Origin of the sequence: Psychrobacter sp. 1Y11 (assembly GCF_052259045.1) — a bacterium.
GTDB lineage: Bacteria > Pseudomonadota > Gammaproteobacteria > Pseudomonadales > Moraxellaceae > Psychrobacter.
In genome coordinates this window covers 156,310-182,143 of record NZ_JBQQER010000001.1, presented here as the reverse complement: position 1 = coordinate 182,143, position 25,834 = coordinate 156,310, and the positions used below count along the sequence as shown (strand labels likewise).

General features: G+C 43.7%; 21 protein-coding genes and 1 pseudogene. 8 read left to right on the top strand and 14 right to left on the bottom strand.

All coding sequences use genetic code 11. The features are described from left to right. Nucleotides 1-146 precede the first annotated feature (146 nt). Nucleotides 147-1,643: a coniferyl aldehyde dehydrogenase gene (locus ACTXGJ_RS00735; RefSeq protein WP_439241010.1), complete on the bottom strand. Its 1,497-nt coding sequence runs from the start codon at nt 1,641-1,643 to the stop codon at nt 147-149. Nucleotides 1,644-2,000: 357 nt separating this feature from the next. Between ACTXGJ_RS00735 and lipB the strand changes: the two genes are divergently transcribed. The 3 genes from lipB (at nt 2,001) to ACTXGJ_RS00720 (ending at nt 4,194) form a co-directional block, all read left to right on the top strand. Further along, nucleotides 2,001-2,801: a lipoyl(octanoyl) transferase LipB gene (gene lipB / locus ACTXGJ_RS00730; protein WP_439241012.1), complete on the top strand. Its 801-nt coding sequence runs from the start codon at nt 2,001-2,003 to the stop codon at nt 2,799-2,801. Nucleotides 2,802-2,973: 172 nt separating this feature from the next. After that, complete coding sequence (locus ACTXGJ_RS00725; RefSeq protein ID WP_439241014.1) at nt 2,974-3,504, top strand: inorganic diphosphatase; 531 nt, start codon at nt 2,974-2,976, stop codon at nt 3,502-3,504. Between the two features lie 225 nt (nt 3,505-3,729). Then, entirely contained in the window at nt 3,730-4,194 is a 465-nt protein-coding gene (locus tag ACTXGJ_RS00720) for a hypothetical protein (protein ID WP_299039589.1), read from the top strand. Nucleotides 4,195-4,342: 148 nt separating this feature from the next. Here the strand turns inward: ACTXGJ_RS00720 and ACTXGJ_RS00715 are convergent, their stop codons facing one another. Both ACTXGJ_RS00715 and ACTXGJ_RS00710 read right to left on the bottom strand, forming a co-directional pair. Continuing rightward, complete coding sequence (locus ACTXGJ_RS00715; protein WP_439241017.1) at nt 4,343-4,999, bottom strand: tetratricopeptide repeat protein; 657 nt, start codon at nt 4,997-4,999, stop codon at nt 4,343-4,345. A 277-nt stretch (nt 5,000-5,276) separates the two neighbouring features. After that, complete coding sequence (locus tag ACTXGJ_RS00710) at nt 5,277-5,600, bottom strand: hypothetical protein (RefSeq protein ID WP_439257375.1); 324 nt, start codon at nt 5,598-5,600, stop codon at nt 5,277-5,279. Nucleotides 5,601-5,927: 327 nt separating this feature from the next. Here ACTXGJ_RS00710 and ACTXGJ_RS00705 point away from each other — a divergent pair. Further along, nucleotides 5,928-6,206: pseudogene (locus ACTXGJ_RS00705) on the top strand (IS1595-like element ISPssp3 family transposase); the annotation flags it as partial. 10 nt (nt 6,207-6,216) lie between these two features. On the opposite strand, the gene ACTXGJ_RS00700 reads toward ACTXGJ_RS00705, so the two are convergent. Continuing rightward, the gene (locus tag ACTXGJ_RS00700) at nt 6,217-6,888 is read right to left on the bottom strand and encodes a hypothetical protein (RefSeq protein WP_439241019.1); all 672 of its coding nucleotides are present in this window, start codon (nt 6,886-6,888) and stop codon (nt 6,217-6,219) included. Nucleotides 6,889-6,976: 88 nt separating this feature from the next. Beyond that, nucleotides 6,977-7,432: an Lrp/AsnC family transcriptional regulator gene (locus ACTXGJ_RS00695; protein ID WP_299039575.1), complete on the bottom strand. Its 456-nt coding sequence runs from the start codon at nt 7,430-7,432 to the stop codon at nt 6,977-6,979. Between the two features lie 148 nt (nt 7,433-7,580). Here ACTXGJ_RS00695 and ACTXGJ_RS00690 point away from each other — a divergent pair, with 148 nt between their 5' ends. Then, nucleotides 7,581-8,498 (top strand): DMT family transporter, encoded by a 918-nt coding sequence (locus ACTXGJ_RS00690; RefSeq protein WP_439241021.1) that lies wholly within the window; start codon nt 7,581-7,583, stop codon nt 8,496-8,498. A gap of 326 nt (nt 8,499-8,824) precedes the next feature. Here ACTXGJ_RS00690 and ACTXGJ_RS00685 read toward each other — a convergent pair whose 3' ends face one another. The 5 genes from ACTXGJ_RS00685 to ACTXGJ_RS00665 form a co-directional block, all read right to left on the bottom strand. Next, nucleotides 8,825-9,712 carry an SDR family NAD(P)-dependent oxidoreductase gene (locus ACTXGJ_RS00685; protein WP_299039571.1) on the bottom strand — a complete coding sequence of 296 codons (888 nt, stop codon included), beginning with the start codon at nt 9,710-9,712 and terminating at the stop codon, nt 8,825-8,827. A gap of 257 nt (nt 9,713-9,969) precedes the next feature. Then, nucleotides 9,970-11,007, bottom strand: coding sequence for a tRNA dihydrouridine synthase DusB (gene dusB / locus ACTXGJ_RS00680; RefSeq protein WP_439241024.1), 1,038 nt, complete (start codon nt 11,005-11,007; stop codon nt 9,970-9,972). 99 nt (nt 11,008-11,106) lie between these two features. Then, the gene (locus tag ACTXGJ_RS00675; RefSeq protein ID WP_439241026.1) at nt 11,107-13,185 is read right to left on the bottom strand and encodes a BCCT family transporter; all 2,079 of its coding nucleotides are present in this window, start codon (nt 13,183-13,185) and stop codon (nt 11,107-11,109) included. A 308-nt stretch (nt 13,186-13,493) separates the two neighbouring features. Beyond that, nucleotides 13,494-15,539, bottom strand: a complete 2,046-nt coding sequence (locus tag ACTXGJ_RS00670; protein ID WP_439241028.1) for a BCCT family transporter — start codon at nt 15,537-15,539, stop codon at nt 13,494-13,496. Nucleotides 15,540-15,831: 292 nt separating this feature from the next. Then, nucleotides 15,832-16,275, bottom strand: coding sequence for an HIT family protein (locus ACTXGJ_RS00665; RefSeq protein ID WP_443564816.1), 444 nt, complete (start codon nt 16,273-16,275; stop codon nt 15,832-15,834). Between the two features lie 214 nt (nt 16,276-16,489). Between ACTXGJ_RS00665 and ACTXGJ_RS00660 the strand changes: the two genes are divergently transcribed. The 3 genes from ACTXGJ_RS00660 to ACTXGJ_RS00650 all read left to right on the top strand — a co-directional run bounded on the left by ACTXGJ_RS00660 (nt 16,490) and on the right by ACTXGJ_RS00650 (nt 20,807). Next, nucleotides 16,490-17,287 carry a hypothetical protein gene (locus ACTXGJ_RS00660; RefSeq protein ID WP_439241032.1) on the top strand — a complete coding sequence of 266 codons (798 nt, stop codon included), beginning with the start codon at nt 16,490-16,492 and terminating at the stop codon, nt 17,285-17,287. 129 nt (nt 17,288-17,416) lie between these two features. Further along, a complete protein-coding gene (gene ilvD, locus ACTXGJ_RS00655) occupies nt 17,417-19,303 on the top strand; it encodes a dihydroxy-acid dehydratase (RefSeq protein ID WP_439241034.1) in 1,887 nt (628 codons plus the stop codon). A 253-nt stretch (nt 19,304-19,556) separates the two neighbouring features. Then, a complete protein-coding gene (locus ACTXGJ_RS00650; RefSeq protein WP_443564815.1) occupies nt 19,557-20,807 on the top strand; it encodes a cation:proton antiporter in 1,251 nt (416 codons plus the stop codon). A gap of 45 nt (nt 20,808-20,852) precedes the next feature. On the opposite strand, the gene ACTXGJ_RS00645 is transcribed toward ACTXGJ_RS00650, so the two are convergent. The 4 genes from ACTXGJ_RS00645 to ACTXGJ_RS00630 all read right to left on the bottom strand — a co-directional run bounded on the left by ACTXGJ_RS00645 (nt 20,853) and on the right by ACTXGJ_RS00630 (nt 25,707). After that, nucleotides 20,853-22,217 carry a serine hydrolase domain-containing protein gene (locus ACTXGJ_RS00645; protein WP_443564814.1) on the bottom strand — a complete coding sequence of 455 codons (1,365 nt, stop codon included), beginning with the start codon at nt 22,215-22,217 and terminating at the stop codon, nt 20,853-20,855. Nucleotides 22,218-22,420: 203 nt separating this feature from the next. Continuing rightward, the gene (locus ACTXGJ_RS00640) at nt 22,421-22,936 is read right to left on the bottom strand and encodes a protein tyrosine phosphatase family protein (RefSeq protein WP_443564813.1); all 516 of its coding nucleotides are present in this window, start codon (nt 22,934-22,936) and stop codon (nt 22,421-22,423) included. 235 nt (nt 22,937-23,171) lie between these two features. Next, nucleotides 23,172-24,089: a MaoC family dehydratase gene (locus ACTXGJ_RS00635; protein WP_443564812.1), complete on the bottom strand. Its 918-nt coding sequence runs from the start codon at nt 24,087-24,089 to the stop codon at nt 23,172-23,174. 217 nt (nt 24,090-24,306) lie between these two features. After that, nucleotides 24,307-25,707 carry a 3-oxoacyl-ACP reductase gene (locus tag ACTXGJ_RS00630; protein WP_443564811.1) on the bottom strand — a complete coding sequence of 467 codons (1,401 nt, stop codon included), beginning with the start codon at nt 25,705-25,707 and terminating at the stop codon, nt 24,307-24,309. Nucleotides 25,708-25,834 lie beyond the last annotated feature (127 nt).

Below are 25,834 nucleotides of genomic sequence, written 5' to 3'. Positions count from 1 at the left end.
AGTCATTAGACAGTGATCGCAGTACCATGAAATATGGGTATTAAATAGTATGTATAACCTTCACGAGTTTTGACAGTATTTTTTCAAAAAAATAGCGTTTATCAAAATAAACGCTATTATCTACTTCAAGTCATTTAAAGCAAAAGCTACTTTAGCATCAAGCCCATTGCTCGTTTAAAGAACCCACCATAAGGCGGCAATAGTAAGTTCAAGCCATTGACTTTACTTTGGATAAAGACAGGCTTCATATGGCTTAAGCGCTCAAAACCTGCTTGACCATGATAGGCTCCAGTCCCCGAATGACCCACACCGCCAAACGGTAAATCATGCTGCGCGACATGTAGCACGACTTCATTGATACACATACCACCTGATACTGTATGCGAGCGCACTTGCTCAATCTCATTTTGATCATCACCAAAGACATATAGCGCAAGTGGACGCGGGCGCGCATTGACATAGTCGATAGCGTCCTCTAGCGTGTCATAATGCACTAACGGCAGCACAGGGGCAAAAATCTCATTTTGCATGACTTCACTATCATCATTAGGCTCGCTGACGATAACTGGCGGCATCAAGCGGGTGTCGATATTAGGCTGGGCATCGGTTAATTGATGCACGCCTTCACCAGATAGCTGATCGAGATAGCCTTTTACGCGTTTGAATTGTTGATTATTAATGATTCGGGAATAATCTGGATTATCAGCAATATTAGGATAGTGCTTATCCATCCACTCTTTGGCTAAGCTAATAAATGCCTCATGATCTTTACGCTGTACCAAGACATAATCAGGGGCGATACAAGTTTGACCAGCATTGAGGGTTTTACCCATCATTACGCGGTTGACCGCTGACTCAAGATTGGCACCATTTAAAACGATAACCGGCGATTTACCACCGAGCTCTAGCGTCACTGGCGTTAGATTAGGTGCTGCTGCTGCCATTATCTTTTTGCCGACGGCGGTTGAGCCGGTATAGAGCAGATGATCAAAAGGCAGTTTGCTAAACTCCTCAGCAATATCAACCTCTCCTAATACTACGCAGACCATATCTTGCGAAAAATAGCGCGCCACCGCCTCTGCAAATGCTTGCGCAAATTTCGGCGCCGCTTCACTCATTTTTACCATGACGCGATTACCCGCCGCAAGAGCGTCTATCATCGGCCCTACGGCTAAGAATAGCGGATAATTCCATGGCACCATAATACCGACCACGCCTAGTGGCTGCGGCTGAATCTCATTATGAGCTGGCATATAGAGCGCCGAGATGGCAGCGCGGCGCGGCTTCATCCATTTTTTACCGTATTTTTTTGCGTGGCTGATACCGGTAAAGCTTGGAAATAGCTCTGCAAACTGCGTCTCAGATTCGCTACGATAGCCAAAATCGGCATTGATCGCTTGCGCTAAGCTATGTTGCTTGTCGCTTAACATCAGCTCCAAGTTATCTAATTGCTCATCACGAGTGGCCCAATCATTGATAGGCTGATCGCGGCTCAGCTTATATAAGCGCGAAAACTGTGCTTGCATCTCATCAATAGTCGTCGCAATGCTAGGCGACTTACTTGGTTTGTCTGCCATATGATCACCGGCTTGCTCAATAATATGATCATCAGCTTGATAGTTGGTTTGCTGTGTATCTGTCATTTGTCGTCCTTGTCATAAAAGCTAGCGTCAAGACGCACTAGCGGGTTGCTATCTAATGTAGCCTATTGATTGGCGAATGAAAAGCACGATTAACAGACTTATAGGTTCGAATCTATTTTCTTCGTTTGTCATTTATCTACTTCGACCATAATTAAGCTTTAACTACGCTGCGATTTTGTGCGAGGAAAATAAGGTGAGCTTGCTCCTTTAAACCGTGTTTAAGCGCCTACTAAAACAACTTTTTGCTCATCTTTTTATACGTCTGTTATAAAAACTGCTACACTAAATCTCCTAATTATTTCCATTACGTCAGGCTGATAAGTAAGGCGCGTCCTGTTTTTGAAAATAGAGATAAAAATGGCAAAACCAATGCTGAAGATTACCGATACGCTCGTTAGCAAGACCCTAAATGCTGCTGACTATATTCCGACCAATGATGCTATGCGAGAGCGCATATTAGAACGTATTGCGCTAAAGCAGCAGCAAGGCGTGCGTACCCCCGATGAGCTGTGGATCGTCGATCACAACGATGTCTATACTTTAGGACAAGCAAGCAAAAAAGAGCACATACTGCAGCAGACAGACACCCCTATCATTCAAACCGATCGCGGCGGACAAGTGACTTGGCATGGACATGGCCAGTTAGTGATCTATTGGCTGTTTGACTTAGACAGCTTAGGCTGGAGCGTACGTAACTTAGTCTCTCATGCAGAACAAGCATTAGAAGACGTGATCAATGATTGCCTCAGGAGTTACGGCTTAAGTGAAAGCTCAGCTTCCAGATTCATGGCTCAAGCTCGCCGCGATGCCCCAGGCGTTTATCTGTATTCAGATATGAGCTGTGATGAAGCTAATGCTGACGTAAAAGAGGTTGATAGTATTATGCTAGGTAAAGTGGCGTCATTAGGCTTCAAGATTAAACATGGCTTTAGTTATCATGGTCTAGCGCTCAATATCAACTGCGACTTATCAGCTTTTAACGCGATCAACCCTTGCGGTTATGCTGGCATGCAAATGTTACGGTTAGCAGACTTTATCTCTATGGATGACAACAAAGCGTCACTCAGCTACGAGCAAGTCACCCAACTGCTTATTGATAATATTGCTCAACGTCATACCGGCGATATTGTTCTGCGTCCTGTAGGTCCAAAGTCTTAGACTGCATAATATCGTGCCAGTATAGACTTAAGGCAAACAAGAAAAATAAATGCAAACTTGCTATACTCGCACTCGGCAACCATTAAGCGCTATGATATTTGTCGTTTAATGGCGCGATATACATACAAATCCCTTTTTAATATTCAATAATAGCAACAGTTGGAGACCCTTTATGGCAGATTTTAATCAGATTTTGGATGCTGGTGATGTTGATGGCGGCGTTATCAATGTGGTCGTTGAGATACCTACTGGTAGCAGCCACAAAATCGAGTGGAACCGTGAGCTTGCCGTATTCGAGCTTGACCGTATCGATCCGCAAATCTTTGCTAAGCCTTGTAACTATGGTTTTATCCCGCAGACCCTTGATGAAGATGGCGATGAACTCGATGCGCTAATCATCACTGAGCAGCCCCTACCGACGGGTATCTTTTTGAAAGCTAAAGTCATCGGCGTTATGAAGTTCGTTGATGATGGCGAAGTCGATGATAAGATCGTTGTCGTGCCTGCTGATGATCGCGATACGGGCAATGCTTATAACAGCTTAGAGGACTTACCTAAGCAGCTGATCAATCAGCTGAACTTCCATTTCAGTCATTATAAAGACCTGAAAAAAGCCGGTACTACTGTCGTTGAATCTTGGGGCGATGTTGCGGAAGCCAAAGAAGTGATCAAAGAATCTATCCAACGCTGGAAAAATCTATAAGTTAAGACTTGCGTTTATGACGCCGCTCTCAATTTAATCGTTACTGTCGTCGCTTAGTATTTGAGAGCGAGTTTTTATTTGCTGCGATCCGAATGGATTGCGGCTTTTTTTTGCATAATTTTTCTATATACAAATTTAGGTAACGTTTTGCTTATCCCTTAGCGCTTTTAGAGTTGCTATAATAAACCCTATCTGACCAAATATTACTATCAAAAAAGGCTCCTTATGTTTAATCCAGACGCCAGCTCTCAAGCCATCCGTAAAAAACTGCCAAAGTCGGTCGTCATAATGATCGAAAAAGGTAATCTTGTCATGGCCATCAAGACATTAGCCGCTGACGAGGGTATCAGTATGGACGCCGCTAAAGCGTGTATCGATGAATATGAAGCCGCCCTCAAAACCAAACAACACCAACAACTCACTTCTATCGCCAGTAAGCAAGGCATTCCAAATAGTGCTATTAGCTCAGATAGAGAGGTCGCTAATGAAGATACTGCACCTCTACAAAAACAACGGGTGAAATCTACGCCTCCTGAAGCAGGGTTTAAGAGCTTGCAGCGCGGTGTCGATAGTAAGCTCGATGATATCGGCTATAAAAAACCCCTACTGCCCTATTGGGCTAAACGCCTATTAATTATCGCTGTCGTGATGTTAGGGTTGTTTTGGATATTGTGGCGTATTTTTGGCTAGATGACAGTTTCGTGAGTCTGTTATAGGTGGTTGTTTAATAGTGGTCTGTTTTAAGTAGTCTGTTAATAGGTTTGAAGGGTGAAATGACTGGTTCCGCTGGGGTATACCTCAGGAAGACTAATCTAAATCAATTCTTCTGTATTCAAAACTATTTACTATAATTAGTCTTATATTCATCGCAACCTGATGATTGAAATCCAATATCACATGCTTTGTCATACCATTCTTTAGCAATAGCATAATCTTGACGTACGCCCTGACCTTTTTCGTACATAGTGGCTATAGCATATTGAGCAAACGGATAGTCTTGATTAGCTGCTTTTTTGTACCAATAAATTGCTTTATTATAATCTTGAGGCACACTAGAACCTTTGTGGTACAAATCACCTAAAGTAAACTGAGCCGCTACATCTCCTTGATTGGCTGCTTTTGTATACCAATAGACTGCTTTCATAGTATTTTGACATACGCCATAACCTAAACCGTATATCACGCCTAAGTTAGACTGAGCCGCTACATTTCCTTGATCGGCTGCTTTTGTGTACCAATAGACTGCTTTTACAGTATCTAGATTTATTTCTGTACCTTCTCTATATTTCTCAGCGAGCTCAAACTGAGCTTCTACATCACCTTGTTCGGCCAATTTTTGTAGTTTTGTAACGTCACTTTTTTCCTTATGACTTAATTGCGTCTGAGAAGCTTGTTGATTAGTTGCACTTTGAATTTGTTGGCAACCTATCAGCAGAAATAGTGAGGATAAAAGAAAAAGAAAGGCAGTTGTCATTTTGGATTTAGGAAAGATCATAGAGTCGCGTCACTAACTGTGGTTTATTCGTTAATCATACCATCGATTTATAGCCATTAAACTCATATCTAACGCTAGCTTCTATGCCTGTATAGCGCATCGATCATAGATAGAATATGTATGGTAGGTACACCATGAAGTACACCGCGACTATCTTAGTGAGTTAAAACGTTGACATCATTAGCACACAGCCTAGTATTCAAGTCCTCACTAGGGAACCGAACCAGTGAAATTGGTTTGTCATAGGCATACGTTGGATACCGCTTAGACTTATCTTCTATGTGGGCGCAATTTCTATTGCACCGGCAACAGCACAACCCTGATATGTTCTACCTGCATAGCTTAATGTGGCAATAAATTCATTTTGATAGCCATTGTCATCAATACAGATATTTTTTCGTATATTCAAAATAATAGGTTGCCCGTTTATTGTGCTCTCGTATTCAAAGCCGTTAGTATTAGCGGAGCCCACTACCACAACTGTTGTGGGCTTTAAGAAATCTGCTTCTACACTTAATCTATTTCCTTTAACCACTGTCCGCCAACTTTTTCCTTTATTGCCAAAAGCGGTAAATGCCGCTGATGCTACCGGCATTTTCATTGTAGATTGCTGACTAAGATCCGTGGTTTCGGCTCGATGGTTATTACACGCCACTAGAGCTAAACTGCCCGTTAAGCATATTGTCGTTAGAAGCAAAGAACGCATGATTTTCCCTTTGAATATAATAAGAGAACACTGCTATCTAGCAGTATTCTCTTGGTTTACGTGATGAAATTCAGGTTTTGGCTAGCGCATTGGTTCACACTATTCATTACAGGTATGCCCATTAGTACCTTACCGATACACTCTTTATGTTAGTAATTCTAATGTAACATATCTATAAAATTGGGGCTGTCCTAGATAAGTAAAATTATTTAGGATAGCACTATGAGAAAGAGTAAACTAAGTTGGTATAAACAAAACAGACTAATCGAGCTATTTGTTGCCGGTTCTACCGCGAGAACAGCAGCAAGCTTAGTTGGTGTTAATAAAACGACAGCCAGTTATTACTTTCATAGGCTAAGACTGCTTATTTACGCGAATAGCCAAGACCCTGGTCTATTTGAAGGCGAAATCGAAGTAGACGAATCATACTTTGGTGGAACTCGTAAAGGCAAGCGAGGGCGAGGTGCTGGTAGCAAAGTGCCTGTGTTTGGTCTATTAAAGCCATTAACGCTTATTCTACGATAACGTCATCAACTAAGCTCAACCCTTCATCTACATCAAACGTTAGCCTATGAGCACTTGAGTTGATTTCCTTATCTTGGTCAGCCTGTGTTGGATACTGACGTATAGTGACATCAACAGTCTTTTGTCCATCATAATCTATCGCAGTCAGTGTACTGTACTTACCTAAGAGCTGTTGCCCGTATTGGTTGATGTCATTAGTACGGTAATCTAGCTCAAAAGCACCTAGATAGAGTGCGCTACTAGGTAGATTAGGGCTATCTAGACTGGATTTTTTATCCGTATCAGGATTGGTATTCGTTAGAGTATAAGGCGCAACAAACTTAAAAATGTTTTTATCATTTGAAATGTTCAACGCAGTGATATTAGTATAGTCAAGCCATGCTGCATAATGTTCATTGTTTGACAGGACGCCTTTTACATAAGGCTTTTCATTTTTACTAGTGCTCAACTTGGTAAACTCTGTCAATTGGATTTGATTCTTATGATCGGGAAAAGTGATATAAAATGCTTTACCAACATCAATATTGAATAACTTTTTCATGACGCTAGGGGACTGTGTTTCTAGTGATGTCTCTAATGCTTTGTCAGTTTTTTGGCAACCGGTTAGCGCAGATAAGGCTACTAATAAAATGATTGAGCTGAGTTGTAAAGTCTTCATGGCATCTTCTTAAGTTTATTAATTATTTAAGTCATTTGAATGACTGTTTTTTAAACTGAGCACAGACCCTAATAGGCATCAAAAGATATCATGTAAAAATGGGCAACGTTGTTTTATTAACCACTTTTCTCACTGATAAGTGAGTATGTATGTCTTTAACGCTAGTCAGCTTATGCAACTTACGTGTAAACTCTTCATAACCGTTGAGGTCTGCGCTGACTACTTCCAATAAGTAATCATAAGGGCCCGAGACCACATGGCCATTAATGACTTCCTCCATCTCAGATAACGCATTTTCAAAAGCGATAATTGACGCTTCTTGATGATTATTGAGACTGACTTCCACAAAAAAGCTCATCTTAATGCCAGCTTTCACTCTACTAACGTTCGCTTGGTAACCCTCTATATAGGATTCATCTTCTAAACGTTTCAGGCGCCTAGCACAAGGTGAGGGTGACAGACCAATGCGCTCAGCTAATTCAGCTGTCGATAAGCGTCCTTCTTTCTGAAGCACTTCCAAAATATGACGGTCGATTTTATCCATGTATTGCCTTTCTGGTTTTTTAAGCCAATAATTCTACATTAATTGGCATTATCCACTAAATAAGTATAGATTTGCAATAAAAGAATAAAGATAAAAGCGCGATATTTGATTGATAATTAGGCTTTGTATATAAGCTTAAGATATCGACATGAATACAATCTTTCAATCATCTCCGCGCAAAAACACCTCATTTGCAATGTCTCCGCTAGCGAAAGGCTATGTGGCTATGATTGCCGTGCTACTTATTTGGTCAGGTTTTGCATTGACTGTCCGAGCTATTGGTGGGTCATCGCTAAGTATTGCTGATGTCATGCTCATTCGATTTAGCGTGCCATTACTTTTATTGACACCTTGGGCATACTCCAGTTTGAAGGAGATCAAAAATATCAAATGGTTTGATGTCTTATTTATATTATGTGGCGGCGTGCCCTTTCTTTTACTAGCTTCCTTTGGCGCAAGAACTGCTCCTGCTGCTTACGTTGGTACTATTTTGACAGGGACGCCAGTATTCTTTGCCGCCCTCTTATCTTTTATTTTTTATCGTCAAAAGATATCGTTAAAAAAGTTTTTGGCATTCATGCTGATTCTGTTTGGTGTAACCGCTATGATTATAGGGAATGCAGGGTCTTCGCCTGAAAGTTTGCTACATGGCGTGGCCTTCTTATTGCTTGCAAGCTTGGTCTGGGCAGGTTATACCTTGGGTCTTAAAAATACAAAGTTAAGTCCAATAGCGGTGGCTATCGTACTTTCTTACACATCATTTTTTATAGTATTAGTAATGGCTCTTGTTGGCATTCTAAAGACAAACCTAGGAGTCGTTTCTTTTGACGACGCGCTACCTTTTATTTTGGTACAAGGCGTTGGTGTTGGGGTGGTCTCAACCATTGGGTTTTCTTATGCAGTCAACAAGCTGGGCTCTATTCGCACCTTGCTACTTGGTTCCTTGTCTCCTGGACTGACCGCCTTACTTGCAGCGTTAATACTTCATGAGCCTTTAACAATAGTAGTGGTATGCGGCATAATGTTAAGCTCAATTGGCGTTATTTTATCTAATCGAGTGAAGTAAATGAAAACCAGTAAGCTTGCTAAAAAACCGTAGAGCTGATTTTAATAAACGCATAATTTTTGGTTTGATTATTATTGTTGAGCTATATAACTAGAACCTCCCAAGTTAATATCTATAGCGTACCGATTACGAATAGAGTATGCATGATAGGTTAGGTAAACCGAAGCTGTTTCAATGAGTAGAGATATTGATATCATTAGCTCCTAGACAAAGGTTCAAATCCTCACTAGGGAACCACTCGTTGCTCCCTTAACAAAACTGACGACAAACTAAAAAGGACGCCGAAGCATCCTTTTTATTCATACCAAGTCAACTAAAATGCTATTTTAATGATGCTCGCCTGGCAGGATTCTAGCAAAGGCGCGCTGCGCTAAAGTAGGCTTAGTATCTGTCGTTTGCGCAGCCGATGAGCTTGGGAAGATACGATAGCCGATAGACTGAATGCCAACGTTGATGGCTGGCGCTAGCGAATAAGTTGCAGAGGCAAACTTACCCATGCCGCTGGCGATACTATTGGGTTTTTTCACGATAGCTTTGGCTACCATCATAGCCGCCTCATTAGGCATGAGGGCTGGCATATAACGATATAGTTTGGTCGGTGCAATCATCGGTGTGCGCACCAGCGGCATAAAGATATTGGTAATGGTGATGTTATCGCCTTTGACCTCAGCAGCTAAGCAGCGACTAAAAGCATCTAGAGCAGATTTTGAGGCGACATAAGCGCCAAAACGTGGACTATTGGCTAGTACGCCAATCGAAGAGATATTGACGATTTGACCGGTTTTATGCTCTATCATGCCAGGTAAGAAAGCCAAGATAATCTTAACTGCGCCAAAGTAGTTAATATCCATCGTGCGCTCAAAATCATGAAAGCGATTGACTGACTCGTGAACGGAGCGGCGGATGGAGCGGCCTGCATTATTGACGAGTACGTCGATACTGTCGAAGTCTTCTTGGATGAGCTGACTGGTCTTTTCGATATCGTCCATGTCGGTCAAGTCACAAGGATAGTAGCTGGCCTTACCGCCTAATACTTCGATGTTTTCTTTGACGACTTTTAGCTTCTCTTCAGTACGGGCAAGTAAGATAACGTGTGCACCGCACTCACTAAGTAAAAAAGCCGTACGCTCACCGATACCACTTGAAGCACCGGTGATGATAATATTTTTACCTTTGACGACTTTGCTAATTTTTTTCTTTGAAGGGTTTGCCATAAAACATCCTTGTTATTTAATTATTGTATACGTGACTGGCTGTGTGTACAGCGTAACCTCGAGCAGAATATAGCCCCTACTCCTATAAAGACTACATAGTAAGACCTGCATCTTTGACTTTACTTGATTTGGAGAATATATACAATGGTCATCGAGACACTCTAAGCGTAAAAGGTGCTTTGAGAACGTTTTATCTAGTGACTTCATCTCAGCTTTGACGCTGCATACCGTTTGAGCAGAAAAATAAAGGCTTACTATCATTCGTGCGCTTGTAAGAACTCCTCCACTACTCGAAACTGTCCTGCTGTACTCTCCTCGCCATACATCGCTTGACGAAAGGCGTTAGAACTAGGAATACCTGTGGTGTACCAAGCGATATGTTTACGCGCGATACGGCATCCTGAATACTCACCATAAAAGTCATACAGCTCTTGCAAGTGCGCTAACACTATATCTTTGATCTCGCGGATAGTAGGCGCAGCTAATTGTTCACCGGTACGCAAGTAGTGCTCAATATCGCGAAACAGCCACGGCTGGCCTTGTGCGGCACGGCCTATCATCACCGCATCACAGCCCGTCAGCTCATACACTTGTTGCGCTTTTTGCGCGCTATCGATATCGCCATTAGCAATCACCGGAATATTGATGCTGTCTTTGACTTCACGAATCAGCTCATAACGGGCATTACCTGTGTACATATCCTCGCGCGTACGCCCATGAATGGCGATAGCCGCTATGCCTGCTTGCTCTGCGCGCTTGGCAACTCGCAAGATATTTTCACGGCCATTTTCAAAGCCCAAACGCGTCTTTAGCGTCACAGGCGCATCAACGGCATTTACCGCCGCATCAAGCAAACGCGCAACCAAATCCTCATCCTGCAATAGCGCCGATCCTGCGAGCTTACGGCAGACTTTTTTAGCCGGACAGCCCATATTGATGTCGATAATCTGGGCGCCGTTGTCGATCTGATAACGCGCCGCCTCAGCAAGTTTATCCGGCTCAGCGCCCGCTATCTGCGCTGATATTGGCGCAATCTCACCATCGAAATTGGCTCGATATAAGGATTTTTTGCGAGCGTAAAGCGCGGTATCAGCGATAATCATCTCACTCACTGCATGCCCGGCGCCAAAGGACTTACAAAGCCTACGAAAAGGGTTGTCTGTGACCCCTGCCATCGGCGCAACCATCAGACGATTCTCTATCGTTAAGTCGCCAATTTTTAGTGGCTGCAATAACGAGTGATCGTCAACAGCAAGCGATTGCACATTAGGATGAGCTAAGATATCTATCGACATAAAAAACGGCTTGCCCTTCATAAAAATAAGTGAATGAAAACAAACCGTTATTCTAAGGATTAATATCCTTATTGCAAGTGATTAACATGCATGACTAAACTATTTATCAAACACACTGCCCTGCTCTAAAGTAATATTATCATCGTGCTCTTGCATGCGCCACGGTAGACTATTGGGTGATTCATGTAAGAACTTTAAGTACTTCTCGAAGTGATCAATGATGTCGTTAATGACCGACTCCGATTGATAGCCATACAGATCATAAGTTTGGGCGCCGCGGCGCAAGTACACTTGAGCGCGGTATTGATGAGTTTGCGTTGCTTCTTCTGTTTTATCTACTGCTGCATTGTCATCTGTTGAGCCATAAGCGTCTTTGGCATAGTAATCGGGCAGCTCATGATTAGATAAGCGCACTTCGTACCAGAACTCAACATCATCTCCGCGTTGCAGCTCTAGTACCGCGCGATTATTAGTGTCATCGTAATTGACTTCAGGTACCCAGCCTCTCTCAGCAAACTTCTCAGCGACCTTAGTCATCGAGGCCATCACCGTACCCTTAATATAAGCGAGCACTTCCTCACGACTCGGCTGGTCGGTAATATAGTCAATACGATCTCGCCAAGCCTCAAGCTTGAGCAGATGCGGCGGTAGATGATTATTATCGGCTAAGCTTTCATTACGATGCCCCTCGATACGTAGCGCGCGCCACATGCCAAACATCGCAATCAGAATAATCATGGTAAATGGTAAAGCACTGACGATAGCTGCTGTTTGCAGAGCCTGTAGACCCCCTGCTAGCAAAAGTACAGAAGCCACAACGCCTAATATAAGTACCCAAAACGTGCGCTGCCATGCTGGTGTATCACTGCGACCGCCCGCCGCTAGCGAGTCAATCACTAATGAACCTGAGTCAGACGAGGTGATAAAAAAGGTGATAATCAACACCACTGCTAATGCTGAAACGATTTGTGTAAAGGGCAGGTTTTCTAGTAACTTAAATAGCGCAATCGCTTGATTATTTTGTACCTCGCTAATCAGTGTCTCATAACCTTGTACCATAATCATGTTTAAGGCGGTATCGCCGAAAACCGCAAACCAAAAGAAAGTAAAAATAGTCGGTACCAACATGACACCGGCGATAAACTCACGGATGGTGCGACCTCTAGATATTTTGGCGATAAAGATACCGACAAACGGCGACCATGAAATCGTCCAGGCAAAGATAAACAGTGTCCAGCTAGTGATCCAATCGCCTTGCTGATAGGCTTGTAGACTAAAGGTACGCTCAACGATATTGCCTAAATAACTGCCTGTATTTTCCATAAAGGCATTGAGAATAAACACGGAAGGACCAACAATAAATACAAACAACATCAGCGATGTCGCCAATATCATATTCAAGATGGAGAGTCTTTTTACCCCTTTGTCCATCCCAGCCAATACGGATATCAGTGCCAAACCAGTAATCAGAGTAATCGCAATGACCTGTACTGTGGTATTGACAGGGATGCTTGGCACTAAATAATTCAAGCCGGTATTAATCTGCGAGACCGATATACCCAAGCTGGTTGCCAATCCAAACAAGGTGCCCAAGATAGCAAACACATCGACTGCATGCCCAATAGGACCATATATTTTGTCACCGATAATAGGATAAAGCGTTGAGCGCATCGATAAAGGCAAACCCTGCCGAAACGCGAAATAAGCCAATGTCAACGCAACAACACCGTTGATCGCCCAAATATGGAATCCCCAGTGAAAATAAGCAATCTGCATGGCTTCTTTGGCAGCGGCAATCGTTTGTGGCTCGGAGAGCGGCGGTGTAGCAAAATGCAATACCGGCTCGGCGACCCCATAAAACAGCAACGCAATACCGTAGCCTGCCGAAAACAACATCGAAAACCATTCGATAAAGTTATATTGTGCATCGCCATGATCCGGCCCAAGCTTAATGCTACCATAAGGCGAAAACGCCAAGGTCACAATAAAGATTAAGAACAGCGCGGTGGCAAGCATGTAAAACCAACCGAAACTCTCAGTGGTAAAGATAAGCACTTGCTCGAATAGACCGCTTGCCAGTTGGGGGTTCACCGAAGCACCAATGACTAATAAAATCATCACAATGGCAGTCGGTATAAAGACTGGCATCAAAATCGTGGAGCGGGATAACTGGCTCATAAAATGCTCTCAAATAATAAAATGGTATATGCGTCTAATACTGTTATATAACCATCAATTTTTCAAAGTATTAAAGTGTCTATTGTATTCACAAATAACAGTTGTTGATAATTAAAACGCCTTTAAAATGATAAAAAACCACCTAAAAATGACTGCTAACTGCCATTACATACGTGACTCATGTAAAAATCCGTATTGATAGATCTATTAGTAAAACTACCTTTATAGAAAAATAAAGCATGAGAAATAGTTTGGCCCTAAAAAAAGACAACTTTTCAGCTGCCTTTCTTCATTTAAAAACAAAAGGTCTACTTATCAAACACACTGCCCTGTTCAAGTGTGATGTCTTCATCATGCTCTTGCATACGCCAAGGCAGAATATTTGGGGAGACATTAACGAAGTGTAGGTATTTTTCAAACTGATCGATGATGTCGTTAATCACTGACTCTGACTGATAGCCATATAGATCATAAGTTTGACCACCACGGCGCAGATATACCTCAGCACGATGATGGTGCTCTTGCGGCAATGAATTCGCCGTATCCTCTGTATAATAATCAGGAATGTCATGCTCAGACAAACGAACCTCGTACCAGAACTCAACGTTTTCGCCACGTCTTAATTCAAGCACTGCGCGATTATTGACCTCATCATAATTAACATCAGGCAACCAACCTGTCTCTTTGAACTTCTCTGCAACCTCATTCATTGATGACATAACTGTGCCTTTGATATAATCAAGCACTTTATCGCGAGTTGGCTGATTGGTCATGTAGTCAATACGGTCACGCCATGCATCGAGTTTAAGTAAATGGGGCGGCAAATGATTGTCATTGGCTAAACTCTGATTACGATGTCCTTCGATACGTAGCGCACGCCACATACCAAATGTCGAAATCAATATAATGACCGCAAACGGCAAAGCACTGACGATAGCGGCTGTTTGTAACGCGCTTAAACCACCTGCGATGAGTAAAACTGCGGCGACCGCACCTTCGGTTACCACCCAAAACGAGCGCTGCCACCATGGCGTATCACTACGTCCACCCGCAGCAAGCGAGTCGATAACCAACGACCCTGAATCCGATGAGGTGACAAAGAAGGTGATAATCAACAATACTGTCAAGGACGAGACTATCTGGGTAAAGGGTAAGTTCTCTAATAATTTAAATAACGCTATCGCTTGGTTGTTCTGCACTTCGCCAATCAAGGCGTCATAACCGTCAACCATAATCATATGTAGCGCAGTATCACCAAATACCGAAAACCAAAAGAAAGTAAAGAGAGTTGGCACCAACATCACACCCACTACAAACTCACGAATGGTGCGGCCGCGACTAATCTTAGCAATAAACAGACCGACAAAAGGAGCCCATGCAATGGTCCATGCAAAGATAAATAGCGTCCAGCTACCGATCCAATCACTCGACTGATAAGCTTGTAAGCTAAAGGTGCGCTCAACGATATTGCCCAAATAGCTGCCTGTATTTTCCATAAAAGCATTGAGGATAAATACCGATGGACCAACGATAAACACAAATATCATCAACGCAGTTGCCAACACCATGTTTAGGATAGACAACCGTTTAACCCCTTTATCCATCCCAGCCAATACCGAGAGTAGCGCTGCCGACGTTACCAAGGCAATGATAATGACCTGCACCGTTGTACTCACAGGAACCATGTTGGGCAACAAATAATTCAAACCTGCATTGATTTGCGCTACTGATAAACCCAAACTGGTGGCAATACCAAACATTGTACCCAGAATCGCAAATACATCGACGGTATGACCGATAGGCCCATGAATTTTGTCACCAATTAACGGATATAGCGTTGAGCGCACTGATAATGGCAACCCATGGCGAAAAGAAAAATAGGCCAGGGACAACCCTACCACGCCGTATATCGCCCAGATGTGGAATCCCCAGTGAAAATAGGCAATCTGCATGGCTTCTTTGGCAGCAGCAATGGTTTGGGGTTCTGAAAGTGGCGGACTAGCAAAATGTAGCACAGGTTCAGCGACACCATAAAATAGTAAGGCAATACCGTACCCTGCGGAAAACAGCATAGCGAACCACTCAAGGAACTTATACTCAGCCTCGGCGTGGTCAGGACCCAATTTAATACTGCCATAGGGCGAAAATGCTAAAGCAATAATGAAGACCAAGAATATAGCGACTGCCAACATATAAAACCAACCGAAAGTATCGGTGGTAAACGCCAGTACTGAACTAAATAACTCGCCAGCCGCTTCTGGATTAATCGCTGTGCCAATGACTAATAACAGCATGATGGCGGCGGCTGGCACAAATACTGGCAACAAAATAGTGGAGCGAGGTAATTTACTCATAAAAGATATTGTCCTCAAATTAAGGGCACTTTTATCGAATGAAAAGCTCATTCGTACAGATGAAGTGGTACAGATGCGCCCAACAAAGTATGTTTTTTACCATACTCTGTAATCAAACCCCAGATACAAGCTTGCGTTGTAACATTAATTTAACGCTTGTTACATGATTATTACTAAGCAATAAAAAAGGCAGCTTTTCAACTGCCTTTCTATATCTAAGATAAGATCATTAGAACTCAATACCCTTATTTAATGCAGTTACTTTATGAAGCCTAAAAACAGTAAAAACATATTAAAAAGCTGAAATCGCTGCTGCAAGTTGCTGTGCAGCATGAGCAAGCTCTTCGCTATCTGCTTGGGTAACGGCATGGCGACCCAACTCATGAATGCTGCTAGGAATCAGATGCACATGATAATGAAACACTGTCTGTCCAGCTTCACTACCATTGAGCTGCATTTGAATAATACCTTCACGCTCGAACACCTGACGCTGAGCTTTCATAACTTTTTTGGCAGTCATTAATACCGCGGCGGCATACTCCGGCTCAAGATCGGCTAGATCTACCGCTTTTTGCTTAGGTATCACCAGCACATGACCTTTGGCTTGCGGCATGATATCCATAAAAGCTAGCGTTTTATCATCCTCATAAACCTTATGATAAGGAATATCACCGTCAAGCATTTTGGCGAAAATATTATTGTCATCGTAGCGGCTAGGTTGATTGTTTTGACTCATAATCTATATCCTTAATAGTAATTTTTCGGTTCTATATATAAAAGAATACTGCAATATAGTGAACGAAATAGCAAGAGAGCATAAACCATGACTGGCAGCTTTCAGATAGATTAAAGAGTTATAACCAATCTTTTGCCCTGTCACTCCACTAATTTATTAACGTTTTCTAGCTATCAATGTTATATTAAACCTCTACTCTGATAACACGACTGTTATGGATTTAACTGCCTTGCCGACTCAATCAGCGACTAATATGACTACTGATCAAAATATCCCCTTAAACTCCCAAAATATAGTGTCATCAGATAACATGACGTCTACTGATAAGACTGCAGACAGTACGTCACAAAAGCAAGCAAACGTCATTGATCCTAATGCGATTATCTTGGCGCAAGCACTAACGGACACGGCTATTAGCTGGCGCATTCATAATTGCAAAATCAGCGAAAAAACCGTTAGTCAGGAGTTGCCGCTGCAATTCTTATATCACTATGATAGCCTTGATGATGGTATCAAACAGACACATCCTTTGACTCCAAAGCTGCTGGCACAGTTTAACACCCTGATGAGCGCTAAAGAGGCAGCGGCGGTTTTAGGCATCAGTGCCGACTTGATAGCGACGCCTTGGCATGTCAAAGTAATCGGTTCGTTAGTTGTCTTTAGTGAGGCGCTGCAATTAGCAGTGCGATTACATTGGACCAATACTGCCAAGACTACTGAGCAAATTTATACCCAAAACAAAGCTGATGCGGTGATTGCTGCCTTTAAAGACTGGCAGTTTTTTGGCCGCGTTGATGTACTCTACAAAAACCACAAACAAGCTTTAATCAGCATCGATGAGTACAGTATCGATAAAGACAGCAACGTCGATGATTGGGTGCTGACCCTTGCCGCTAGCAGTGATTATCAATTGCTACCCGCTACCCATGCTCTGAGCATCCTCTCAAAACTTGAAGAACACAAATCTAAACTACCTTGGTTTGAGGCGGCTATACTAGAACGCATTGAGTAGTATCTGAGCCACTGACTATATGCAGCACGCTAGAGTGCAATATGCTATCAATAATAATTATCACTATTCAATTGCAACGATTAAACCAAAAACAAACGCACCTTTTATTAGATTAGTAAGGAATATCACATGGATTATCGCTCAAAAACCTCTACCGGTGGTCGTAACATGGCAGGCGCACGAGCTTTATGGCGCGCAACGGGGATGACGGATGGCGACTTTGGTAAGCCTATCATTGCCATTGCCAACTCTTTTACTCAGTTCGTACCCGGTCACGTCCATCTAAAAGACTTAGGGCAACTGGTCGCACGTGAGATCGAAAGCGCAGGCGGCGTAGCAAAAGAGTTCAACACCATCGCCGTTGATGATGGTATTGCGATGGGTCACAGCGGTATGCTCTACTCGTTGCCGAGTCGCGACTTGATCGCTGACTCTGTGGAGTATATGGTCAATGCTCACTGCGCCGATGCCCTCGTGTGTATTTCTAACTGCGACAAAATCACTCCCGGTATGCTGATGGCGGCTATGCGTCTCAATATCCCAGTGGTGTTTATCTCAGGTGGCCCGATGGAAGCGGGTAAAGTTCTTGCGAGTACAGTCGGTAAAAGCCACAATACCGATGGTGATGACAGCAGTGCCATACGTAAACTTGACCTTGTCGATGCGATGATGGATGCCGCTGATGACAGCATCAGTGACGAAGACGTCGCTACCATTGAAGCCTCAGCTTGTCCAACTTGCGGCTCATGCTCTGGTATGTTCACCGCCAACTCCATGAATTGCTTGACTGAAGCCTTAGGCTTGGCTTTACCAGGCAACGGCTCATTACTAGCAACGCACTCTCTACGCCGCGAGTTATTCTTAGAAGCCGGTCGTACTATTGTATCTCTAGCCAAACGTCGTTATGAGCAAGATGATGATTCAGTGCTACCACGCTCTATCGCTAGCAAAGCTGCCTTTAAAAATGCCATGACGCTAGATGTCGCTATGGGTGGCTCGACCAATACTATTTTGCATTTATTGGCTGCTGCTAATGAGGCCGAAGTCGATTTTAAGATGCACGATATCGACGAGTTAAGTCGCAATGTGCCTTGTTTGGCTAAGGTTGCCCCAGCCTCACAAAAGTACCATATGGAAGATGTGCATCGGGCGGGCGGCGTATTTGCGCTGTTAGCTGAGCTGGATCGTGCAGGCTTGCTCACTACTGATTTGCCGACCATTCATAGCGCTACTATGAAAGAGGCGATCGATAAGTGGGATATTATGAATCCTAATAATCTTGAGGCACGCGCGCGTTATATTGCTGCTCCTGGTGGCGTACGTACTACACAAGCTTTCTCACAGTCACAAGAATGGTCAAACCTTGACGTTAACCGTGAGTCAGGCTGTATCCGTAGCGCTGAGCATGCTTATACTGCGGATGGCGGTCTTGCAGTCCTTTACGGCAATATCGCCGAGCGTGGCTGTGTGGTCAAAACCGCAGGCGTCGATGAGAGCATCTTAGTGTTCACTGGTCGCGCGCGTCTCTTTGAGTCGCAAGATGCTGCTGTCGAGGCGGTACTAGCTGATAAAATCGTTGCAGGCGATGTGGTTATCATTCGCTATGAAGGACCTAAAGGTGGTCCTGGTATGCAAGAGATGCTCTATCCGACCACTTATCTCAAGTCCAAAGGCTTAGGTAAAGAGTGTGCACTACTTACCGATGGCCGCTTCTCTGGCGGTACTTCAGGATTATCCATTGGTCATGCCAGCCCAGAAGCTGCTGAGGGCGGCGCTATTGGTCTAGTGCAAGAGGGCGATACGATTCACATTGATATCCCCAACCGTACTATCAATATGGACGTGAGCGATGCGGATTTAGCAGCGCGCCGCGAAGAGATGGAAGCACGTGGCCGCGATGCTTGGAAGCCCGTTGATCGCGTACGCCACGTATCCCCTGCTCTACGTGCTTATGCCGCAATGACGACTAGCGCTGATACTGGCGCGGTACGTGATGTCAGTCAAGTAGAGCGCTAATAGCTTCTTTATAAATACTTCTCGCTACCCCTAACAAAAAGCCAGCCTACGCGCTGGCTTTTTGTTGTCTAAAAATAGCTGACCTATCCTTAGTAACCTCGGGTAATCCTACCCGCTACTACCAAAAACCAACGTATTATTTAAAGTGATAACGTTTTTTTGCGGAAATGCTTAGACTTTTTCTTCATTATAAGTAACGACTCAGGCTATTTAGATGTTGATAAATATTAACTTATAGGCGTACGCAACTCTTATGCTCGAAAACTATAACTATATCCTTTTAATAGGCGGCGTCGCGTTTTTGCTAGGGGCGATCTTTCCCATCATCTCCAAACGTGTCCCTATCTCGTTGCCTATGCTGCAAGTCGCTTTCGGGATGATAGTTGGCTATTTTTGGCTCACGCTATCCTTTTTAAACCCTTTAGACAATAGTATCGTCATCGAAAAGGTGACTGAAATTGTAGTATTAGTGTCTTTAGTTGGCGCAGGTATCAAAATAGACACTGAGCTGGCTTGGGGTTTATGGCGTCCTACGCTGCGCTTATTATTTATTACTATGCCGATCTGTATTTTTGCTATGGCGGTACTCGGCTATTACACTTTTGGATTGACTATAGGCGCTGCGATATTGTTAGGTGCGGTACTCGCTCCTACTGACCCTGTCTTAGCTTCTAGTATTCAAGTAGGGCCACCTAATACCGGGGGTGAAGATACACCACGCTTTACCCTAACCTCAGAGGCCGGTCTCAATGATGGTCTTGCTTTTCCTTTTGTTTATCTAGCGATTAATATTGCCGAAGCTTACAATGATGGCCAGCGCTTCACTGGGGAGATGCTGTGGTCGTGGTTTACTTATGAGGTATTGTGGAAAATATTAGCCGGCGTTGTCGTTGGTATCTTAGTTGGCAAGCTCCTAGCAAAAGTTGTTTTTGCTAAGAACTCTGATGAGACCAATATATCGCAAGGCTATACCGTTATTGCCTTAACTTTATTGGCCTATGGCTTAGCAGAATACGTACATAGTTATGGTTTTATCGCGGTATTTATCGCCGCCTTTGCTTTTCGCCGCTCAGAACATAAGCACTCATATCATCAAAAGCTACACGACTTTGCAGAGCAATCAGAGGGCCTGCTGATGTCAGTCGTCTTAGTGGCTTTCGGTATGCTTATCGGTCAGTGGCTACACTCTGGTATTGAGCTGACATGGTCGGTATACCTTGTCAGCTTTGCTTTTTTATTTTTGATACGTCCTATCAGCGGCGTGATAGGACTCACCGGGCTGAATATGCATCATACCGAAAAGTACGCAATCTCTGCCTTGGGCATTCGCGGTATTGGTACGTTGTACTATCTATCCTATGCGCTTAATAAAGATCTATTTAGCGAAGCTGATGCCACTAAGCTTTGGATAGTCTGCATAATGGTCATCTTGATCTCTATCTTCATTCATGGCCTGAGCGCGCCGTCACTATTAAACATGACGCCAGACAAACCGCGCCGATAACTTTTAGCTATACGCGCTTTTATTTCAATAAATTCTTTATATCTTTTAGGACTGAGCATCAATCATTTTTATCACCGCTTCAGTCAGGGCAAACTGACGAATATCATTAAGCATAGTGACATCGAAGTTATGAATAAAAGCAAAAGATAACTGCCGTGACGGCTCACACCATGCCACTGAACCGTTATAGCCCATATGCCCAAAACCTCGCTCGGTGTTTGGATTAACGCTATCATCGCCACTTTGACAAACGCTAAAGAGTTTATGATAGCCCAAGCGCCAATTCATTGCGGCCGGCATCACCGCATCCATACCTACAGCTTGTGGCTCAGACAGCTGCGCAAAAGTATCTGCATCTATCAAGGTTTTACCTTCCCATACGCCGCCATTAGCGAGCATCCCGTAGATAATGGCGAGGGCTTGCGCTGAAGCAACGCCATTGGCAGCGGGGATAACGGCTTGCAGCGTTTGCGGCTGATAATAATCGATAGGCTGCTTGCTAGCGGGCACTAGCGCGGCTCGGTAATTACTCGCATTAATAGCGCTGTGATCGAAGTATAAACGATTGATTTTTGTAGCAGTCAATGGCGCATCATGCTGATTTTTATCAGCTGAGGATAAGGATTTTTGCTTGTCATTTAGTTGCTGCCAACACTCATAGCTCGGTAGCTGCTTGTAAGTCGCTAACGTCTGCTCTGACTCCGCTTTTAATACTGGCTTATGGCGTCTCGTTGGTAATGACTCATTTTCTGGCGCTGCATGGGCAAAGTCTTTCGCTAATTTGGCGATCTTATCTACTTTGTCTGCAGGCACGCCAAAATAGCAGCTCTCAGCAATACCTAGAGGCTCAGTGAGATAACGACGTAGCGCTGCAGCTAGCGTCATGTCAGTCGACTTTTCTATCAAGCCGCCTAATACCCAGCCATACACCAGCGCACTATAAGCGCTGACAAAACGCTCAGCAGCATCGATCTCATTGATCGGCATTGCAGCCACTTCTTCAAGCATCGCTGACCAGTTTAATAAAGTCGCATTGTCCACTTCGATAGCACTAATGGCAAACAAGCTGGCTTGGTGCGACATCACTTCACGTAAGGTAATTTCAGCTTTGCCATTAGCAGCGAACTCAGGCCAATAGCTGGCAATAGGTTCATCATAAGCCAACATATTCTCAGAGACCAAAACATGCGCTAGCGTCGCCAGCACCCCTTTACCGGTAGAAAAGTTAAGCGCCAAAGTATCTGCTTGCCACTCACCATCGCTCTGTGCCTGCCCTATACTTGCAGCAGCTACGCACTCGCCTGCCTGATAAACCACAACCGAGCCGCCTGCTGGCGAGTCCTCTAGCTGCAAATCATTGAGCCATTGTTGTAAGCAAAGCTGCAAGTCGCTGTTAATGCTTTTGGTCATAATACTTCCCTACATAAAATATAACTAAAGAAAAAAGTGAAAATTACACCTGGATTAGGTTTGAATCTATCACTGTTTTATTCCTAAGTCACTATACAAGCACAAGCCTGAGTGTCAGATAAAGAAACAGGCGACCTATACGATTATAAGTCGCCTGTTATTGTGTAGCGTCTATGCTATTTATTCGCTAGTAAGTAACCCTTTTAACGCGGCACTAGCAAGCGATTATAAGTCTCTTGCTCAAACTTTTCGGTTAGTCCATGACTATGACCACGCTCCATAGCGGTATCCATTTTACGGCCACGTAACCAGCCTGCACGCAGAGCAACAGCCGCGCCTACTCGGCTGCCTGAGCCGCAGTGCATGACGGTTTTTTTACCATGATACTGGCGTAAGATATTATCAAAGGCTAAGATATTGAGCTGCTTAAGATCGGCAGCGCTAGCAATAGGCAGATGCTCGTAAGCCATTCCTGCTTGCTGGACCGCTTCGGCCTCATCGAAGGCCAGCTCTTCATCTGCTTGCAAGTTAATGACTAGCTCTACTCCTGCTTGCGCAAGAGCACTTATTTTTTGCTCATCAAGTGCTCCGCAAACGATAGTCTGCTCAGCAGGACGAAAATAAGGCGTCAGCGTCTCGGTGAGCAATACTCCGTTATCAGAGTCGTAGCGAGTATCTGTATCTTGTGATTCTGTCGATTGAGTTGTATTTTGGATCATAGTGATAAAGGAATTAAGTAATAAATGAATAATTAAGATTGGCTTTGTTGGCTGTGTTGAAGTTGAAAGACTATTTGCTCACTGTCGTAACAATATAAAATATTGACCGTATTTAACACCGAAATCGAAGTAACTATCGAAGTAACTAACGCTGCTAGCGAACATCTATCAGCGTTAGTTACTTCAATATGAGTTACTTAAATATAAATAAAACGGTGCTGTTTATTACTGCAAGTTATTGCGAGTCTTCTATTAATTTGACGACGCCAGCTAAGTGCGGCTTATCGTTTTTGGCGCTATATAAGCCAAAATTACAATGATCATCGCTACTTTCGAGCTTATCGGCGGGCTCAGCGATGAGCTCCACTTCTGACGGCAAGAAAATAGGCAGCTTAAAAGACACCTCAGCGCTATAAGCATCTGGCAGATCATTCATCATCGCTAAACACTTGGCTTTTGACCACATACCATGAGCGATAGCTTTTGGAAAACCAAAGGCTTTTGCCGATAAGGGATGCAAATGAATCAAATTAAAATCACCTGAGATAAAAGCATAACGGCGACCGATATCCTCTGGCACTTCGAACACTTTATGTACGCCTTTATCATCAACCATAGGTTTGACGGTTACTGGGCGTGGTTTACTTCTCTCAGTACTATTACCTTTAGGTTTTTTGCCACGAGCCAAATAAGTAGAAGTCCCTTCCCAAATGATGTCTTCTTGCGATTTCACCGTCGTCACAAAATCAAACTGCTGACCTTGCGCATGATCGCGTAGATTGGCAAAACTCACTGACAAGGTCACAGTCTCACGCTCACCGATAGGGCGATGCTGGGTCACTAAGTTATCAACGTGCACTAACCCTAACATCGGAAACGGGAATGGCTCTTTGACCATCATATTCATCTGCAGAGTTTGTGACAGTACTGCAAAGTAAGTAATCGGCACTTTACCGTTGTCACTGAAGCCGCAAATCTTACGATAATCATCTAAGTTGCTTTGATCGATATGCAAATCGTCTACAGTATAAGTGGCTGATGGCAATGCATCTTTACTGACCTTCGTGCTGTCGCCAATTGGCAGTAAGCTTTTGATGATATTGGCATAAGTAGTATGCGCTTTTGGCAGCGCATCATAATGGGTATCTGACATAAATCTATCCTAGGTAGGGCTTGGCAAACTTTTAATGAAACAATGGAACGAGTGACCTAACGGTTTCAGTCTCATGGTTATCTATTCCTGTGTTTTTATCATAAAAAAGCCACCCTCGGGCAGCTTTATTAACATTTATTGGTATTTTTTTCGTAAGCATATGTGAGCTAAATTTATTTATTCTAATAAAATCAATAGCTTACATAAAAATAGCAGACTAAGCGCCTAGCAAGCTTTGACCACAGACGCGCACAGTATTACCGTTTAAGCCACCAGAGGCAGGAGAGGCAAGCCAAGCGATAGTTTCTGCGACATCGACAGGCAGTCCGCCTTGGCTCATCGAGTTCATACGGCGACCCGCTTCACGAATAGCAAATGGAATAGCTTCTGTCATTTGCGTTTCGATGAAGCCTGGTGCGACCGCATTGATCGTCATACCTTTGCCCTCATTGGCTAACTGTCTGGCGGTTGCATCGACTAAACCGATAACGCCCGCTTTTGAGGTGGCGTAGTTGGTCTGACCTAAGTTGCCCGCGATACCTGATATTGAAGAGACGCAAACGATTCGTGCATCGTCTTTTAGTACTTCTTTTTCGAGTAAGTATTTATTAAGCTCAGCCACACTGTTTAGGTTGATGTCTATAACCATATCCCATTTTTTCTCATCCATGTTGGCAAGCGTTTTATCACGTGTCACGCCAGCATTATGGATAATAGCGTCAAGACCACCGCGCTTTTTCGCTGCATCAGCAATTTGCTCGCCTGCATCGGCGCTGGTGATATCCACAGTCAAAGTTGAACCACTGATTTCGCTTGCGACATTTTGCAAGTCCGCTTGCTGCTGCGGCACATCAAGACAAATCACATGTGCGCCTTCACGAGCTAATACCCGCGAGATAGCTTCGCCGATACCGCGACTTGCGCCAGTGACTAGCATCGTTTTGCCCGCGAGCGGCTGTGACCAATCGATATCGATGGTATTACCCGCGCCAACACGGACGACTTGGCCCGAGACGTAAGCTGAGCGAGCTGAGGTAAAGAAGCGCAGTGCTGAATCTAAATTTTTCTCGCTGCCTTTTGCCACATAAATAAGTTGTGCGGTGATGCCGCGTTTGAACTCTTTACCTACGGACTTGACAAAACCTTCAAGCGAGCGCTGGGCAAGCGCGGTCTGAACATCGTCAATATCTTCAGGCGGGCGACCAATAATAACGACGCGGCCAGATTTTTCAACGCTACGCGCGACTTGATGAAAAAACTCGTACACTTGTTTGAGCTCATCAGCATTACTGATATTACTGGCATCAAATAGCAGTACTTTAAACTTATCTTTGCTACCGGTATTTGCTTTTGCTTCGACGCCTGCTTCTATTAACGCGTCTTTGGCGTCGTCACGGCTATTAACATAAACCTCAGCATGCAAGTTCGATAAAATACGCGCAACTGAGCTGCTAACACTCATGTCATCGCCTTGTGCACGGCCGACTAAGACGCTACCGCGTACTAAGCGTTGACCGCTCTCAAAACGATCTAGACTTACCGGCTGCGGCAAGCCTAAATTTTTGGCTACTTTTTTACCAATTGAAGATTGTACAAAATCACCATAACGGTCTGACATAAAATACTCCTGTATATAAAAATGAAGAAGAATAAATGGTTATTAAATTGAATACTGTAAAACGAATAAGATTAGCGACTAACGCTAAATCGCCGCTTACGGATAAAAACCGAACAGCTACATTTTG

Excerpts from the sequence above, each read along its gene's own strand:
- ilvD (WP_439241034.1), top strand. The coding sequence starts at position 17,417 with ATGGATTATCGCTCAAAAACCTCTACCGGTGGTCGTAACATGGCAGGC.
- ACTXGJ_RS00645 (WP_443564814.1), bottom strand. The coding sequence starts at position 22,217 with ATGACCAAAAGCATTAACAGCGACTTGCAGCTTTGCTTACAACAATGG.
- ACTXGJ_RS00710 (WP_439257375.1), bottom strand. The coding sequence starts at position 5,600 with ATGAAAATGCCGGTAGCATCAGCGGCATTTACCGCTTTTGGCAATAAA.
- ACTXGJ_RS00715 (WP_439241017.1), bottom strand. The coding sequence starts at position 4,999 with ATGATCTTTCCTAAATCCAAAATGACAACTGCCTTTCTTTTTCTTTTA.
- ACTXGJ_RS00630 (WP_443564811.1), bottom strand. The coding sequence starts at position 25,707 with ATGTCAGACCGTTATGGTGATTTTGTACAATCTTCAATTGGTAAAAAA.
- lipB (WP_439241012.1), top strand. The coding sequence starts at position 2,001 with ATGGCAAAACCAATGCTGAAGATTACCGATACGCTCGTTAGCAAGACC.
- ACTXGJ_RS00695 (WP_299039575.1), bottom strand. The coding sequence starts at position 7,432 with ATGGATAAAATCGACCGTCATATTTTGGAAGTGCTTCAGAAAGAAGGA.
- ACTXGJ_RS00650 (WP_443564815.1), top strand. The coding sequence starts at position 19,557 with ATGCTCGAAAACTATAACTATATCCTTTTAATAGGCGGCGTCGCGTTT.
- ACTXGJ_RS00635 (WP_443564812.1), bottom strand. The coding sequence starts at position 24,089 with ATGTCAGATACCCATTATGATGCGCTGCCAAAAGCGCATACTACTTAT.
- ACTXGJ_RS00665 (WP_443564816.1), bottom strand. The coding sequence starts at position 16,275 with ATGAGTCAAAACAATCAACCTAGCCGCTACGATGACAATAATATTTTC.
- ACTXGJ_RS00735 (WP_439241010.1), bottom strand. The coding sequence starts at position 1,643 with ATGACAGATACACAGCAAACCAACTATCAAGCTGATGATCATATTATT.
- ACTXGJ_RS00690 (WP_439241021.1), top strand. The coding sequence starts at position 7,581 with ATGAATACAATCTTTCAATCATCTCCGCGCAAAAACACCTCATTTGCA.
- ACTXGJ_RS00700 (WP_439241019.1), bottom strand. The coding sequence starts at position 6,888 with ATGAAGACTTTACAACTCAGCTCAATCATTTTATTAGTAGCCTTATCT.
- ACTXGJ_RS00675 (WP_439241026.1), bottom strand. The coding sequence starts at position 13,185 with ATGAGCCAGTTATCCCGCTCCACGATTTTGATGCCAGTCTTTATACCG.
- ACTXGJ_RS00640 (WP_443564813.1), bottom strand. The coding sequence starts at position 22,936 with ATGATCCAAAATACAACTCAATCGACAGAATCACAAGATACAGATACT.
- ACTXGJ_RS00720 (WP_299039589.1), top strand. The coding sequence starts at position 3,730 with ATGTTTAATCCAGACGCCAGCTCTCAAGCCATCCGTAAAAAACTGCCA.
- ACTXGJ_RS00725 (WP_439241014.1), top strand. The coding sequence starts at position 2,974 with ATGGCAGATTTTAATCAGATTTTGGATGCTGGTGATGTTGATGGCGGC.
- ACTXGJ_RS00670 (WP_439241028.1), bottom strand. The coding sequence starts at position 15,539 with ATGAGTAAATTACCTCGCTCCACTATTTTGTTGCCAGTATTTGTGCCA.
- ACTXGJ_RS00660 (WP_439241032.1), top strand. The coding sequence starts at position 16,490 with ATGGATTTAACTGCCTTGCCGACTCAATCAGCGACTAATATGACTACT.
- ACTXGJ_RS00685 (WP_299039571.1), bottom strand. The coding sequence starts at position 9,712 with ATGGCAAACCCTTCAAAGAAAAAAATTAGCAAAGTCGTCAAAGGTAAA.
- dusB (WP_439241024.1), bottom strand. The coding sequence starts at position 11,007 with ATGTCGATAGATATCTTAGCTCATCCTAATGTGCAATCGCTTGCTGTT.